The following is a 15,429-nucleotide window of genomic DNA, read 5'->3' on the forward strand; positions in this document are numbered from 1 at the left end:
CCTGCAGACGCCTATGTTCCAATGTGGGAGCGGGCTTGCTCGCGAAGACGGTGGATCAGGCAATTAATTCAGTGGCTGTCATACCGCATTCGCGAGCAAGCCCGCTCCCACATTTTGAGCCAGTTTCGTCAGTTAGAGTTGGGCCGCGAGAAGCCTTTGCGCACGAAGCAACACCGGCGCATCCACCATCTGCCCATCCATCTGATAGGCCCCGGCCCCATGGGCTCCCGCCTCTACCACGCGCTTGGCCCAGGCCAGGTCTTCGGCGCTGGGCGCCAGCGCTGCATGAATCACCGCCACCTGCTTGGGATGGATACACAGCGCCCCGGCAAAGCCCATTTCATAGGCATGACGGATCGAGCGGCGCAAACCTTCGGGGTCGTCGATGGCCGGGTGCACGCCATCCAGCGGCGCCACCAAACCGGCGGCGCGCGAATGCACGATCAACGCCAGGCGTGCCTGGTCGAGCGCAAACTGCGCAGCCGCAGAACCGCTGCTCAGGTTCAGGTCCAGGGCCAAATCCAGACCACCAAATGACAGGCGCTCAACCTGCGGCGCATGGGCAATCTCAGCCACCGCCAGCAAGCCCCTGGCGCTTTCGATAATCGGCCAGATCACCTTGCCGGCAGCCGCCACCACGGCAACCTGGGCGGCGCTCTCTACCTTCGGCAGCAGCACACCCGCCACATTGGCATGGGCTTTACAGAACGCCACATCCTCAAAATGCTCGGCATGCTCCGGTGCATTGATGCGCACCCACACCTGAGCCTGTGGGTGCGCGTGCAAAAACACCCCGAGGTTATCCCGCGCCTGGCGCTTGAGGGGTTCTTCCACCGCGTCTTCAAAATCCACAATCACCGCATCGGCGCCGCTGGCCAGGGCTTTGGAAAACCGCTCCGGGCGGCTGCCGGGCACAAACAGGGCCGAACGAACTAAAGGCTTTGGCATCAGGTGAATTCCTTATTAAATAACGCCGCGTGCGCGCAGGCCGTCGATGGTGTGCGCCGAAAACCCCAGCTGATCGAGAATGCCCTGGCTGTGCTGGCCCAGGGCGGGAACGGCGTCCATGCGCGGGGTAAACGCGGCATTGCGCGCCGGCGGCAACAGCGACGGCAGCGGCCCGGCCGGGCTTTGGACTTCACGCCAGCTGTCACGCGCCTTGAGCTGCGGGTGGTCCCACACGCCTTGCATGTCGTTGACCCTGGCACTGGCGATCTGCGCGCCTTCCAGGCGTTGGATCACGGCTTGCGCGTCCAACTGCGCAAAGCTGTCAACGATGATCTGGCGCAGCGCCTCACGGTTGGCCGAACGCTTGAAGTTGGCCGAGAAACGCTCATCGGTGGCCAGCTCAGGCGTGAGCAGCACCTTGTCGCAGAACGCCGCCCATTCGCGTTCGTTCTGCAAGCCGAGCATCACCGTGCCGCCGTCGCCGGTGGGAAACGGCCCATACGGGTAGATCGTCGAATGCGCCGCCCCGGCCCGTGGTGGCTGGGGCGCGCCGTCGAAGGCGTAATACATCGGGTAGCCCATCCACTCCACCAGGCTTTCGAGCATGCTCACGTCGATGCGGCTGCCCTGCCCCGTTTTTCCGCGCAGCAGCAACGCCGAGAGGATGCCGCTGTAGGCGTACATGCCGGCGGAGATATCGGCGATGGAGCAACCGGCCTTGGCCATCTGGTCTTCACCCGGGCCACCGGTCACCGACAAAAAGCCGCCCTCGCTTTGGATCAGCAGGTCGTAGGCTTTCTTTTTCTCGTAGGGCCCGCCTTCGCCATAGCCGGAAATATCGCAGACGATCAGCCGTGGAAAACGCTCATGCAGCGCTTCAAACGACAGGCCCATGCGCGCCGCCGCGCCGGGTGCGAGGTTCTGCACCAGCACGTCGGCATCGGCCAGCAGGCTTTGCAGGATGTCGCCGGCCTCGTCCTGCTTGAGGTCCAGGGTCAGGCTTTCCTTGGAGCGGTTGGTCCACACAAAGTGCGAGGCCAGGCCGCGCACGCGCTCGTCATAGCCACGGGCAAAGTCACCGGCGCCAGGGCGTTCTATCTTGATCACACGGGCGCCGAGGTCCGCCAACTGGCGGGTGCAGAATGGCGCAGCAATCGCGTGTTCCAGGCTGATCACGGTGATACCGTCCAGCGGTCGTTGATTAGTCATGACGCTTCCTCAAAGCCAGTGGGCCATGGACGCTGCACTGCGCAGGTTCCAGACCTTTTCGATCAGTGCAGTGGCCTGCGCCGGTGTACGCGCGCCGCTGAATTGGGTAAGGCGCTGGAATTTATCCGCCAGCTCCGCCCGGCTCAGGGTGTTGCCGGGGTCGCCCTTGGGTTCGTCGATGGCGCCCTGCAGCGTGCGGCCATCGAGCGTGGTGACGGTGACGCGGCCCAGCCAGCGCTGCGGGTAGGCGGCGTCGACGTGCGCATCCAGGGTCATGCTGACCTTGTCGCGAAAGGCCGAAACGGCGGGGTCGGTCAACGCGTGTTCGTGGAACTCGGTGAGCCCGGCCTTGCCATGCACAGCGATCAGGCCGAGCACAGTGCCCATGGAGAATTTGGCCTGATGCACAGTGGCAGGGGTGGTCACGCGGCCGAGCACGTCGATGGCACCTTGATGGACATGCGTTTGAACCGTGGCGATATCGGCAGCGCACAGCCCTTCGCGCTGCATCAGATCCAACAGCGCATCGGCGGCCGGATGGGTGTGACGGCACGAGGCGTGGAACTTGAACGAGGTCTCCAGCAGTGCCCAACGGCTGCCGAGGCCGGCCGATAACTTGCCAGGCTCAGCGTCGCTGGACATGCCCGCCGCAAGGCCTTGGTCACCCTCCAGAATATTGCGTGCGCCGGTGAGCCCGTCCGCCGTCAAATACGCCGCGAGCAAGCCATCCGCCGCTGCCTTGGCCGTGTGCAACTGCTTGGAGTCGGCGGCATCGCGCAAAAACTCCCACAACCCGGCGGCTTGGGTACCGGCGCTGCCGAGCAGGTTGATGAACTGCTCCTGGCTAAAATCCATCAGCTTGCCCACGGCAACCGCCGCCGCCAGGGTGCCGACGGTCGCTGTAGTGTGGAAGATGCGGTAGTGGGAACGGCCCATGAATTCGCCGATGCGGATACCGGCTTCATAGCCCGCCACCGAGGCCAGCAGCAATTGGCGGCCGGATTTGCCAAGGTCCTGGGCGGCAGCCAGCGCGGCCGGAAACACCACGGTCGCCGGGTGCAGCACCGAGCTGTTGTGCAGGTCATCCTGCTCCACCAGGTGGGAGGATGCGGCGTTGACCAGCGCGGCAAAATACGCGCTGGTGCTGCCGCCATTGACGATCACCTGGGCCGGGCCGCTGTCGGGTCCCATTTTTTGCGCATAGCGTTCAAACAACGGGATCGGGTGCGCGCCCTTGCTGGCCAGCGCCGAGGCCAGCCAGTCCAGGTACAGGTCTTCGGTGCGTGCCAGTACCTTTTCCGGCAATTGTTCGTCGTTAAGGTCCGCAAGGAACCGACACAAGGCGTGGGTATGGCTCATGGTCAGGCCCTCAGAAGCTGCGTGGCAGTTCGAGCAGATGCTCGGCCACGTAGGACAGGATCAGATTGGTGGAGATCGGCGCAACTTGATAAAGGCGGGTTTCGCGGAATTTGCGCTCCACGTCGTACTCACAGGCAAAGCCGAAACCACCGTGGGTTTGCAGGCAGGCGTTGGCGGCTTCCCAGGACGCCTTGGCCGCCAGGTACTTGGCCATGTTGGCGCTGGCCCCGGCATTCTTGCCGCTGTCGTATTCCTCACAGGCACGCCAGCGCATCAGGTCCGCCGCTTCGATTTCGATATGCGCCTCGGCAATCGGGAACTGCACACCCTGGTTCTGCCCGATCGGGCGGCCAAACACCACGCGGTCGCGGGCATAGGCGCTGGCCTTTTCGATAAACCAACGGCCGTCACCGATGCACTCGGCGGCGATCAGCGTGCGTTCGGCGTTGAGGCCGTCGAGGATGTATTTGAAGCCTTTGCCCTCCTCGCCGATCAGGCTGTCGAGGGGCAGCTCCAGGTTGTCGAAGAACAGCTCATTGGTTTCGTGGTTGACCATGTTGGCGATGGGCTGCACGGTCAGGCCGTTGCCGATGGCTTCGCGCAGGTCGACCAGAAAGATCGACATGCCTTCTGACTTCTTTTTCACCTCGGCCAGCGGCGTGGTGCGCGCCAGCAGAATCATCAAGTCGGAATGCTGGATGCGCGAGATCCAGACCTTCTGGCCATTGATCACGTAGTTGTCGCCACGCTTGATCGCGGTGGTCTTGATTTTGGTGGTGTCGGTGCCGGTGGTGGGCTCGGTCACGCCCATCGATTGCAGGCGCAATTCGCCGCTGGCGAGCTTGGGCAGGTAGAAGCTTTTTTGCGCTTCGCTGCCGTGGCGCAGCAAGGTGAACATGTTGTACATCTGGCCGTGCACGGTGCCGGAGTTGCCACCGCAACGGTTCACCTCTTCGAGGATCACCGAGGCTTCGGCCAGGCCCAGGCCTGAGCCGCCGTACTCTTCAGGGATCATCGCCGACAGCCAGCCGGCGTCGGTCAGGGCTTTGACGAAGGTTTCGGGGAAGCCTTTTTGTTCGTCGATCCTGCGCCAGTAAGCGGCATCGAACTCGGCGCACAAGGCGCGCACGCCTTCGCGGATGGCATTGAGTTCTTCGTTGTCATTGGGGTTCATTAACGGCTCTCCGCCTGTTGTTCTTGGATTATTCGAAGTGGATTTCGGCTTTCTGAGCCAGACCGTCTGCGTTGCCAGCCCACAGTTCTGCAACCCCGTTTTCAATCACCCTCCCACCCACAGCAAACGGCTGCGGCGCAATCAGCGGGCGCACGCCGCGATAAGCGAAATGGCGCAGGGTCGCATCGGGATGGGCGCGGCAAAACGCGCTCAGGCTCAAGGTAGCGATCAACGGGCCGTGCACCACCAGGCCTGAATAGCCTTCGGTGCCGGTAACATAGGGGTAGTCGTAGTGGATGCGGTGGCCGTTGAAGGTCACGGCGCTGTAACGAAACAACAGGGTTGGCGTGGGGCTGATCGACTCCTGCCATTCACCTTCGGGCAAGGCGTCACCGCTGCCTGATTTGGGCGGCGTGGGCTCGCGGTAAACGATGTCCTGCTCTTCGCGGATCGCCAGGCGGCCGTCCTGGGAATAGTCATGCCGCACGGTGACGAACAGCAGCGAGCCGGTTCGCCCGGTCTTTTCTTCGACCTGGGTGATGGTCGACACGCGAGTGGCGGCCTCACCGGCGCGCAAGGCATGCAGGAACTCGATGCGCCCACCGGCCCACATGCGATTGCGGTTGTCGGCCGGCGGCAGGAAACCGCCCCGGGCCGGGTGGCCGTCAGTGCCCAAGGCGGGTTCCGGCAGCGGGTCCTGGAAAAAACACCACTGCCACAGCGGCGGCAAATCGGCGCCCTGTGCAGGCACCGGCTCGCCAAAAGTGGCGGCAATGCGTTTGAGCAGGTTATGGCTCAAGTGGTCGTGGGCGGTCTCGCTTCGGCCGATCCAATCAGTGGCGCTCATCGGGTGCAGGTCCTCGGGCAGTGAGTGTCTGCCCCGGATCATGCAAGCGCCTGCCCGTTCTGAGAATTTGCATTTCAATAAACCAGCGTTCGGTTATGCTGAACGCCAACTTCGAGTCCGCCCTTATATCCTGTGGGAGCTGGCTTGCCTGCGATAGCGGTGTACCAGAAACATCATCGGTGCTGACATACCGCTATCGCAGGCAAGCCAGCTACCACACTTGAACCTCACCGTTGCCCAAATAGGGGTTTGCATGCATTTCGATCTCGCCGACCTGCGCCTGTTTATCCATATCGCCGAATCCCCCAGCCTCACCCAGGGCGCCAAGCGTGCGTTCCTCTCGCCGGCCGCCGCCAGTGCGCGGATCAAGGCGTTGGAGGGTCAGTTGGACACGCGCCTGCTGTACCGCGACAGCCGTGGCGTGGAGATCACCCCGGCGGGCGAGCGGCTGCTGCACCATGCGCGGCTGATCATGCGCCAGGTGGATTACCTCAAAAGCGAGTTCACCCAATACGGTGTGGATTCGGCCGGGCATATCCGCATCTTCGCCAACACCACGGCGGTGACCGAGTTTCTGCCGGAGGTGCTGGCAGGCTTCCTGTCCCAGCGCCCGGGTGTGACCGTCGACCTGCAGGAGCGTTTGTCCCGGGATATTGTGCGTGGTGTGCTTGATGGCACCAGCGACATGGGCATCATTGCCGGGCCGGTTGAGGCCGCAGGTTTGCAGGTGTTGCATTTCAGCACCGATGAATTGGTGTTGATGGTGCCGGTCGGCCACCCATTGGCCGACCAGCCTTCGGTCACGCTGGAGCAAACACTGGCCTACCAGCACATTGGCCTGCACGAAGGCAGCACGCTATTGAGTTTTTTGCGTGAACACGTTGATCGCCTGGGCAAGCATTTATCGCTGCGCATCCAGGTGTCGAGCTTCGAAGCGATCTGCCGGATGGTCGAGGCCGGCGTAGGCATCGGCATCATTCCCGAGTCCGCCGCCGTGCGGCACAGCCGGACCATGCAGTTGGTGACGGTGAAACTCGATGAGCCGTGGGCGATTCGCGAGCGCAGTATCCTGGTGCGCGAGTTGGAAGCGTTGCCCGGCACCATTCGGGCGTTGATCGCCACCTTGATGCCGGACACACTCAGTGCAGGCTGATGTTGCGCTGGCTGGCGTTATCAATATTGATATGGCTCAGCCGGCCCTGCCCATCGAACAGCAACAGATCAGACCCGAGGCGGCGAAGCTGGGCCGGCGATTGCGGCCAGTGCAACGTGACGCAAAGCCGATCGCTGGCACGGTGGATCACGTGCCAGCAGGTGCCGTGTTCCTCAACCCGATAACTGATCAGCAACCAGTCCTCAAATAGAAACGGGCTGACGGACTCATCCCATTCTTCTTCCGGTAAGTTGCCAGGCAGCCGGTAGCGCTTCCGAACCCCGTGCTGCTTCAGTATCAGCGTGGGTGTTCCATAGTCGTGCTTGATCCGATACTGCGCCGATTCAGCGGTGGCACTGGGAACCTGGAAGTCCGTCGCGACGATGTCAAACGCGCTTTCACGGCTGACCAGCCGCCGCTCCGGCAGACGATAATGCCACAGCATCAGGCACCCGCCCGGCGCCGACAGCCACAGGTATTCGTTGTGTTCATCCACCTTGATGGCACGCACCGACTCCGGTAGATCACTCACATGCCAGAGCGTTTCAAAGCCACGGTCAACATCCACCACGCGCAACTGCGAGCCTTTGCCGATGGTCCAGTTGCTGCCATCAAAGGTGTTTGCATAGACATCCATGGCCAGCATACCGAGGTCTTTGGCGACTCGATTGACCAGGTCCAGTTTGCTCACGCGCCATACATTCCCCCGCCAGATCAGCACCAACGCAACCTGTCGGCTATGGGCAATAACGATTTTCTGCGCCGGTACAGCAAAGTGAAACAACGCTGTGCCCGCCGCATCCACCACCATCACACCCGCCTCGCCCAGCGCCACCAGGTAACGCTGGTCTTCCAGCGGGGCCGCGTCGAAAATCGGCCGGCTGCCCGCGGCCGGCGCAGACCACTCGCGGGTTTCACCCAAACGCTCCAGCGAGACCACGGGCGTACGCTTCAAGGCTTGGCCCGGCAAATCCGCCTGAAGCGCTTTGTCGCGACTCATCTTGACCAGTGCTTGTAACTGGTTATGGGTCAGCTGGCCTTGATCGCTGAATTGATCGGCCAGAATCGCCTGCACGGTGGCACCGGCCAGCCAGGCCAGGGCGGTGGTGTTGGCCTTGTGCAGCAATAAGGCCTGCGCCAGGGCTGAGCGTTCGCTGGCGCGCGTGGGGTCGTCACGCAATTGCTCGACCCACGGCCCGTAAGCGTTCAGCGTTTCGGGCAACAGGATTGCGCGTTTAACCAGCGCCTCAATACCCAAGCGCCCGCCAGCCGCCTCGGCGTTGAGCAGCCATTGCGCCGCGCGTGGGCGCTCTGCGGGCAGGCTCCAAATAACATCGACGGCTTGCAACCACAGGCCTTTGGCGATCAACGACTCGGCCCATTCCAGGCGCAAGCGGTCGGCGGCTTCCGGCGACTTGGCCTGGAGCATCACCACGGCGTCGGCGAACGCATTGTCGCGCCGCGCCACCTGCACGGCGCGCTGCCACTGCTCGGCCAGGCACAGCAGGCGCACGATCACCGCAGCTAGCATGTCCCACGCCAGGGCCAGGTCGGCGGCCTGCTGATAGCGCGCGTGTTTCTCCAGGTAATCGAGGGCTTGCTGGTGCTCTTTGAGCAATTCGGCGAGTACAAATACCGCTTCCTCGATACGACCGGCACGGTCCAGGCGCTCAAAAGTCTGGCGATACACTTGGCGCAAGTGCTCGGCCAAGTCGTCTTCAAACAGCATCGAGCGCGCCGGGCCATCCTGCTGGCTGAGGCTCAAATCCTCGCGGCGTTGGGGCGTACCAAAGCTCTGTTCACCGCTGGAGGCACCGCCGTTCAAGGGGATCGCGTGGCGCAAGGCTTCTTCGAAATTGCCGTCTTCGAACATCTCCAACATGCGCTGCATGTAGGCGGCCTGGCGTTTGCCATACAGTTTGGAAAGCTGGGAATGCTGGGTCAGCCGGGTCAACAAGCGGCGCCACGCGGCAGGTTTGTGCCTGCGCGGGGTGGCACGCGCAGCGATGCCTGGGTCAGCGGGTGCGCGGGCAACCGGCCTGGGTGCCGTTTGGGCGGGGGCCGACGCGCCACGGTGCAGAAAGCGGTTCAACCCGAACAGCAGCGCGGTAATCACAACCATCCAGATCACGCTGCCCAGGAGCATACCGCTGAAGGACTGTGTGTGCGTGGCCAGCATGGCGGCAGCATCGCTTTGGCCGAAGAGGCGGATCAGCCCCCCCAACAGTAGCAAGCCAATCACGATTTTCAGCACCGGGGAAGAGACTTCACGGGCGTCATCCATGTTGTTTCGCGCGGGCGACGAGCTGGCGCCAGCCCCTTTACTCGACGTGTGACGCGGGCGCTCCAGCAGCGCTTGCATGATTGCTTCACGCTCCGGGCTGACGGGCTCCAGCGGCCCACCGAGGATTTCACGCAGGTCGGTGATCACTGCATCCGGCAGCGTTGCAGGCAACGGGGTATGGCAGTCAAAGGTGTCGAGCAGTGTGTAGGTGCTGATGTCGAGCCACAGCCCAGGCGTCAGCACGTGTGCATCGCGCAGCTGCAGTGCATGGATCTGGCTGCCGCGCACCAGCCACAGGTCGGCAACGGGCAGCCGGCGCAATTCCTCAGGGTGCAGCGCGGCAGACGACAAGCCCAGGCCCTGGCGGATCAGCGGCCAGCCGTGCAGGCTTTCGCAGTTTACTGGGCAAGGTGTGTGAAACTGCAGCAAGTCGCCGTCGGCAAAGCGGTAGGCACGCGCGTCGATTTGCCAATACTTGAGGATCAGGCGCTTGCGCTCGCCTTCATCAAAACGCTCGGCGGCAAACCATAGGCCGTCAATCTGTTGGTGCCCGGTGAGTAGCGGGCGGCGAATCAGCATCCGTTCTGGCTCAAGCATTGGCAGCTTCCTGGCTGAGCTGTGGTGCCTGGTTGCACATCACTTGCAAACGCATGGAGCGCTCGCCAACCGAGTAAACCAGTAATTCGCGGTCAGTGGTCAGTACAGCGATCAAGCCGCTCATGGGGCAAAAACTCGCGCGGGCAATCGGCGCCGAAGTGGTAAACAACGTGCGCTGTTGCCCCTCGGCGTAGAGCCCGACGCTGTGCTGGTTCGGCCCCAGCAGCACCAGTGAGTAGAGCTGTCGCTGGGCGAACGCGTGGTGCAGGCCGATGGCTTTCCAGCCCGGCGCCAAGTCGATCTGTTCGTGTTTCGCCGGAAAGCTTTCATGGGTCACCAGGCGCCAACTCTGGTGGCCGTCCTGGGTGGTCAGCAGCGCGCAACCGCCGCAGTACTGGCGCCAGTAAAAGTTGGCGGCCAGCAGCACCTGGCTAACGCCCGCTGCCGAGCCGACCGCATGACCATTGGCGCGTAAACCGTCAGCAGACCCGGAATACGCGACGATCTGCCCGCCTTCGCTGCGCACATAAGCGATGGTCAAAGGGTCGACCTGTACCAGGCTCATCACGTCGTCCGCCACCTGGCAGAGTTGACGCGACTTCCAGTAGGCAAGCCGCCCCTGGCTGTCGAGCAAGTACACACGCACGGAATTCTGACTGTGCAGCCACACACTCGGCAGGAACGTCGCAGTGCCCGGTGGCAGTTGCAGCTGTTCACGGGCGGGCTTGTCGACGGTGGGCATACCGGGAATGTTCCAGAACGTCAGGCTTTCGTTGTCGCTCAACACGGCACCGAGGCTGCGGTGGTGAAAGGTGGTGCTCAATACGCGCTGATGCTTGCCCCACAGACGGCGTCGAACTTCCAGCGACTTTTTCTGGTTTTTGTGCGGCAGCTTGATCACCACCATGCCCGCCTCATCGAGCAGGCGCAGCGCCACATAGTTACCGGCGCTGGAGATCACCGGCGGCAAGGTCAAGGCGACGCGTGGCACCGCACGTGCGAGATTCGGCGGCGGCGCCTGGACTTCATCGTCGAACTGGCCTTTGAGCAGTTGCACCGCGCGCGCCTCATCCGGCATAGGCAGCAGCACGCGCCGCACCGATGCGGCCTGCAACTCGAATGACAGGCTGTGCCCATCCAGGCTGCGCTGCACCTGCACCCGGTGCGTACAGGTCTTGGTCGTGTCCTTGGGCAAGCGCTGCCCGACTGTCCAGCACTCACCCAAGGTTTCACCCTGCGCGGCCAGCCATTCCTGCCAGGCGTGCCAGTGCGCCGGGGCGACACTTTCATAGGTGCGCGCCTTGAGCAGCTGCTTGAGCTGCCCCGCGCTATCGAATTCATGCAGCAGCGGAGCGCCTTGCAGGATGCCCCAGCGCAACTGCGCCCCCGCCTCCTCGGCACGCCGGGCCAGCAGCATCAGCAAGGCGATATGCACCAGCCGCGCGGCGCCCCACTGCAACGGGCCGGCGTCGAACAGCACGACAATCAGGCGGTTGGCTTCACGGGCGCGGTACTGCGGCGCCAGGAACATATGTTCGCCGCCGACAGCCCGGCGCATAAACTCATCCGGCACTTCATCGGCCAGCAGCCATTCGCTGGAGAGCAGGCGCTCGTAAGGCCCACGGCGTTGCAGATCACCCACGCCATCCGGCTCAGGCACCCCGCCTTGCTGCCTGCCGCGCAGTGGCCCCAGCACCGGGTTAAGGCGCCCAAGCAAATCGGCGAACAGCGGCAGATGCTGCGGCGCAAACCACTCCAGCCACTGGCGCCAGGGTTGCAGGGCTTCAGGCAATTGCATGGCTGGCACCCCAATGCGTCGCGATGCGCTGAAGGTGTTCAACCGTCACAGGCAACAGGCGGTCCAATGGCACTACGGCTTGCGGTTCGCGCCACAACAGCAAGGGCGAGCGCTTGAACCGTGCCGACAGCGTTTGGCCGAGCAGGTCTACCGGCACTGTCGGCTCCCAACTGGTGGGCAGCCACAGCCCAGGCGCGCCGGGGTGCACTGCGGCGTAGGCCACGCCGTCCACCCACGGCAAATCCGCCGCCGCCCCGGTGACCACCAGTACGTCGCCGCTGGCGGTAGCGTGCAAGCGCGCCGCCTGTTCATCGGCGAGCAGCAGCAAGCGCGCATGCAAGCGGCGCGCGGCGTCTCCCCAGGCGACGGCGGCTTTAGGGTCGGCAGGCACCTGCCTTGGGCGCCAGGTCCAGGCGTAGTGGTCGGCACTCATGGCGTCAGCATTCGGGACAGTTGCCCGCGTACCTGCTGCAAGGGTTCCGGCATAGTCTCGCTATTGAAGTTGGCGTCGATCTCGCGCAGTAGCCCTTCAAGCGCCGGGCTGTCGGGCGGCTCGCTGCGGGCCAGGTAGTCTTGCGCAGTTTCCAGCAAGCGATTCAAGCGCGACATCGGTTGCAAGGTGGCCTCTTCGACCGCACTGAACAAGTGGCTGTTGCTGGACGCGGCAAACAAGTCGCGCAGCACCTCGCGACCATGCTGCTGAGTCTCTTTAGTGGGCAGCACATACAGCAGCGGCCACAGATCTGCGTCGCTGGCTTGCAGCCGCCCGCCCAGCAACGCGGCGGCCGCGATCAACCGTTGAGACTTGACGATGCGGCGGTCCGACAACTGTATGCCGGCTTCGCGCAGGCGCCGAATTGCCTGGGCCAGGGCGGGACGCACCGCGCCCAGATCGACGTTTTTCAGGGCCTGGCTCAGCGTGTCCAGCTGGGCCAGCCCCAGTAACTGGTGCACCGGCCGCTGCTCCGACTGCCAACCGCCCGCCAGCATGGCTTCCAGTTGATTGTCCGGCACCGACTCGACGAACAGGTGCAACAGGAAGCGGTCGCCAAACGCTGCCAGCGCTTCATCGTCCGGCAAACCATTGGCCGCGCCGACACACACCCGCAGCGGACATTGAATTTGAGTATGGCCACGGCGAAAGCGGCGCTCGTTGAGCACGCCCAGCAAGGTATTGAGGATGGCGGTCGAGCCCAGGAAGACTTCATCGAGAAACACGACATCGGCCTCCGGCAACATGCCACTGACGTCGGTTTCCACCGTGCCTTCACGCAGTTTTTTCAGGTCTACGGCACCAAAAAGCTCCGACGGCTCAGTGAAGCGCCCCAGCAAGTATTCGAAGTAACGCCCGCCCATGGACTGCGCCACACGGCGCACCACGGCGCTCTTGGCCGTACCAGGCGGGCCGATCACCAGGATGTGCTCCTGGGCGACCGCCGCCAGCACAATCAGCTCGGCCAATTGCTCGCGCCCGACCAAGCCTTCGGTCGCATTACGCACAGCGTGGCGGATTTGCGTGGCAGCGCTTTGCAACTGAGCAATCATGGGTATCTTCCCTGAAACCAAAGCGGGGAATTTTGCCTGAGGCTAAAGTATTAGCAAAGCGTTGTTACAACCTGCCTTGAGGAGTCAGCCCATGCAACTCGAAGGATCCTGCCATTGCGGCGCCGTAACGTTCAGCCTGACCAGCCAGCACCCCTACCCGTACCAGCGCTGCTACTGCTCCATCTGCCGCAAAACCCAAGGCGGCGGAGGTTATGCGATCAACCTGGGCGCCGACGCCAAGAGTTTGAAGGTTCACGGGCGTAAACACATTTCGATCTACCACGCCCGCCTCAAGCCCGAAGGCGCCAGCCGCGCGCATGCGAGCACTGCCGAACGGCATTTCTGCTCGCAGTGCGGCAGCGCCTTGTGGCTGTTCAGCCCCGAATGGCCGGCGTTGATTCACCCGTTTGCCTCGGCCATCGACACGCCGTTGCCGGTGCCGCCTGAGCACACGCACCTGATGCTCGGCTCGAAGGCGCCGTGGGTGGAAGTCAGTGTGCGCAAGGGCGATTTGCAGTTCGACGAATACCCCGAAGAATCCATCGCCCAGTGGCATGAGCGTTTGGGGCTGACGCGTTAACATTCTTTGACAGTTTCTCGACAAAGCTCTCAAAGATTGTTGGCCGGCATGGCCCTAGCATTCGAGCATCCAAACCACCATCCGGGTGCTCTTCATGTTTCGCACATTGCGCGGTATTCCGTTATGGGGTTGCCTGCTGGGCACGCTCGGCTGCCACGTGCAGCCGCCTGCCCCGCCGGCGATTCCCAAGGGCGATTACGGCGCGATCATCCGTTACCTGCAAGCGCGTATTCCCAAAGACCTGGCCCGCGAGAATGTGCCCGGTTTGTCGATTGCGCTGGTTAATGGCCAGGAGCTGATCTGGGCGCGCGGCTTTGGCCTGGCCGACAAGGCCCAGGGGGTGCCGGTGACCGCCAACACGGCGTTTCGCGCCGGCGGCATTTCCAAACTGCTGACGGCCACGGCGGCGCTGCAATTGGTCGAGCAGCAGCGCCTGGCCCTCGACGCGCCCATCCAGCAGACCTTGCGCGAGTTCTACGTGCGTTCGCGCTTTCACACCGACCAGGCCGCCGCCGACCGCGACATCACCTTGCGCCGCTTGCTCAGTCATCAATCCGGTTTGCCCAGTGAACACTTGCGCGACGTGCGCAGCACCTATGCCATGGGCCAGATGCCGATGCGCGTGTCGGGCGTGTGGCTGAGCAGCCCGCCGGGCTCGCAGGTGGCCTATTCCAACCTCGGTTATTCGCTGGTGGGTGCGGCCATCGAGCGCAGCAGCGGCAAAAATTTTGAAGCCCAGTTGCAAAGTCGCCTGCTCCAGCCCCTGGAGATGAACCAGTCGAGTTTTGTCGGCACCGGCACGCAGTTGAGCTTTCGCGCCCTCGGTTACGAAGACGGCGTGGCGAGTACCGATGCGCAGGTGCGCGACCTGGCCGCCGGCGGCTTGTGGGCCAGCCCCAAAGACCTCAGCCACTACGTACAGATGCTGTTTGCCCATGGCCTCTATAAAGGCACCCGCGTGCTTGAGAGCCCGTCGATTGATCAGATGTTCACCCAGCAAAACACCGGCAATGCCCTGGACTTCGATTGCCGGATGGGCCTGGGCTGGTTCCTCGCACCCTGCGGCGATGAACCCGTCGCCCCCGGCGTGCGCACCTACCAGCACAGTGGCGGCGGTGATGATTTTGCCGCGCAGTTGAGCGTGCTGCCCGACCAGCAACTGGCGGTGATCATCATGGCCAATGACAGCAATGCCGAAGAACTGGTCGCACGCCTGGCCACCGAGACCCTGCGCCTGTTGCTCCAGGCGCAAACCGGGCAAGCCGTGTGCGCCGACGACTGCCAGGCACCCAGCCATGGGCTCAAGTTGCGCCAGGTGCCGGCCGCCGTCGACCGCAAGCGCCTGGCCGGGTTTTATGCCACGGCCTGGGGCGTATTCCGGGTCAAAGATGAGGGCAATCGGCTGAGCGGAGAACTGGCCGGCTTTGACTTCGAGTTATTGCGCGACGAACACGGCTGGCTGCGCGCGCAGAAAAAAGTCCTGGGCTTTTGGCTCAAGGACCTCGGTGATTTGGGCCGCGTTCAGCTGGACGTGGTCACGGTGCAGGGCCGCCAAGTGCTCACCGCCCGCAGCCACGGCCAACGCCTGGCCATCGGTGAACGCATCGACCCGCCGCCGCTGCCGCTGGCCTGGGCCTCCACCATCGGCACCTATCAGGTGCTCAACACCCATGAACCCGACGCGCCGTTGAGCGGCATCAGCGTGCGCCTGGAAGAAGGCTTCCTGGTGATTCGCGGCCAACTGCACAACGAGCCGCTTACCGACTACATCCTGCTTCCCGTCGACAACGCCCACGCGGTGCTGGCCGGCAACGGCTACGGCCTGGGCGATACCGTCAGCCGCCAAGTCAACGGCCTCAGCGCCTCGGGTTACTCCTTCAAACGCACGCAATCGCCCAACAACCTCTTGAATTTTTAACAAGGACAAATACCCGG

The 15,429-nt window shown here is 63.3% G+C and carries 12 protein-coding genes; 3 read left to right on the plus strand and 9 right to left on the minus strand.

Translation table 11 applies throughout. The annotated features are described in order from the left end of the window. Positions 1 to 132 precede the first annotated feature (132 nt). The 5 genes from BLV67_RS27965 to BLV67_RS27985 are packed head-to-tail and all read right to left on the minus strand — an operon-like array spanning position 133 to position 5,537. Positions 133 to 948, minus strand: coding sequence for an HpcH/HpaI aldolase/citrate lyase family protein (locus tag BLV67_RS27965; protein WP_069786370.1), 816 nt, complete (start codon positions 946 to 948; stop codon positions 133 to 135). Between the two features lie 15 nt (positions 949 to 963). Next, entirely contained in the window at positions 964 to 2,157 is a 1,194-nt protein-coding gene (locus tag BLV67_RS27970) for a CaiB/BaiF CoA transferase family protein (protein WP_065931331.1), read from the minus strand. A gap of 9 nt (positions 2,158 to 2,166) precedes the next feature. Beyond that, entirely contained in the window at positions 2,167 to 3,516 is a 1,350-nt protein-coding gene (locus tag BLV67_RS27975; protein WP_069786369.1) for an MmgE/PrpD family protein, read from the minus strand. A gap of 10 nt (positions 3,517 to 3,526) precedes the next feature. Then, entirely contained in the window at positions 3,527 to 4,690 is a 1,164-nt protein-coding gene (locus BLV67_RS27980; RefSeq protein WP_069786368.1) for an acyl-CoA dehydrogenase family protein, read from the minus strand. A gap of 28 nt (positions 4,691 to 4,718) precedes the next feature. After that, positions 4,719 to 5,537, minus strand: a complete 819-nt coding sequence (locus tag BLV67_RS27985) for an HTD2 family dehydratase (RefSeq protein WP_069786367.1) — start codon at positions 5,535 to 5,537, stop codon at positions 4,719 to 4,721. A 253-nt stretch (positions 5,538 to 5,790) separates the two neighbouring features. Here BLV67_RS27985 and BLV67_RS27990 point away from each other — a divergent pair, with 253 nt between their 5' ends. Then, the gene (locus tag BLV67_RS27990; protein ID WP_065931327.1) at positions 5,791 to 6,690 is read left to right on the plus strand and encodes a LysR family transcriptional regulator; all 900 of its coding nucleotides are present in this window, start codon (positions 5,791 to 5,793) and stop codon (positions 6,688 to 6,690) included. Here BLV67_RS27990 and BLV67_RS27995 read toward each other — a convergent pair. The 4 genes from BLV67_RS27995 to BLV67_RS28010 are packed head-to-tail and all read right to left on the minus strand — an operon-like array spanning position 6,677 to position 12,914. Continuing rightward, positions 6,677 to 9,571, minus strand: coding sequence for a bpX6 domain-containing protein (locus BLV67_RS27995; protein WP_069786366.1), 2,895 nt, complete (start codon positions 9,569 to 9,571; stop codon positions 6,677 to 6,679). The genes BLV67_RS27990 and BLV67_RS27995 overlap by 14 nt on opposite strands. After that, positions 9,564 to 11,369, minus strand: a complete 1,806-nt coding sequence (locus tag BLV67_RS28000) for a hypothetical protein (RefSeq protein WP_065931325.1) — start codon at positions 11,367 to 11,369, stop codon at positions 9,564 to 9,566. Before BLV67_RS28000 ends, BLV67_RS27995 begins: the two co-directional genes overlap by 8 nt. Continuing rightward, complete coding sequence (locus tag BLV67_RS28005; RefSeq protein WP_065931324.1) at positions 11,356 to 11,802, minus strand: bpX5 domain-containing protein; 447 nt, start codon at positions 11,800 to 11,802, stop codon at positions 11,356 to 11,358. The genes BLV67_RS28000 and BLV67_RS28005 overlap by 14 nt, the downstream gene beginning before the upstream one ends. Further along, entirely contained in the window at positions 11,799 to 12,914 is a 1,116-nt protein-coding gene (locus BLV67_RS28010) for an AAA family ATPase (protein ID WP_065931323.1), read from the minus strand. Before BLV67_RS28010 ends, BLV67_RS28005 begins: the two co-directional genes overlap by 4 nt. A 91-nt stretch (positions 12,915 to 13,005) precedes the next feature. Between BLV67_RS28010 and BLV67_RS28015 the strand changes: the two genes are divergently transcribed. Both BLV67_RS28015 and BLV67_RS28020 read left to right on the plus strand, forming a co-directional pair. After that, positions 13,006 to 13,494, plus strand: coding sequence for a GFA family protein (locus tag BLV67_RS28015; RefSeq protein ID WP_069786365.1), 489 nt, complete (start codon positions 13,006 to 13,008; stop codon positions 13,492 to 13,494). A gap of 94 nt (positions 13,495 to 13,588) precedes the next feature. Continuing rightward, on the plus strand, positions 13,589 to 15,412 hold the full coding sequence (locus BLV67_RS28020) for a serine hydrolase domain-containing protein (protein WP_069786364.1): 1,824 nt from the start codon (positions 13,589 to 13,591) through the stop codon (positions 15,410 to 15,412). The last annotated feature ends 17 nt before the right edge of the window (positions 15,413 to 15,429 follow it).

It is taken from the genome of Pseudomonas salomonii (assembly GCF_900107155.1).
Classification (GTDB): domain Bacteria; phylum Pseudomonadota; class Gammaproteobacteria; order Pseudomonadales; family Pseudomonadaceae; genus Aquipseudomonas; species Aquipseudomonas salomonii.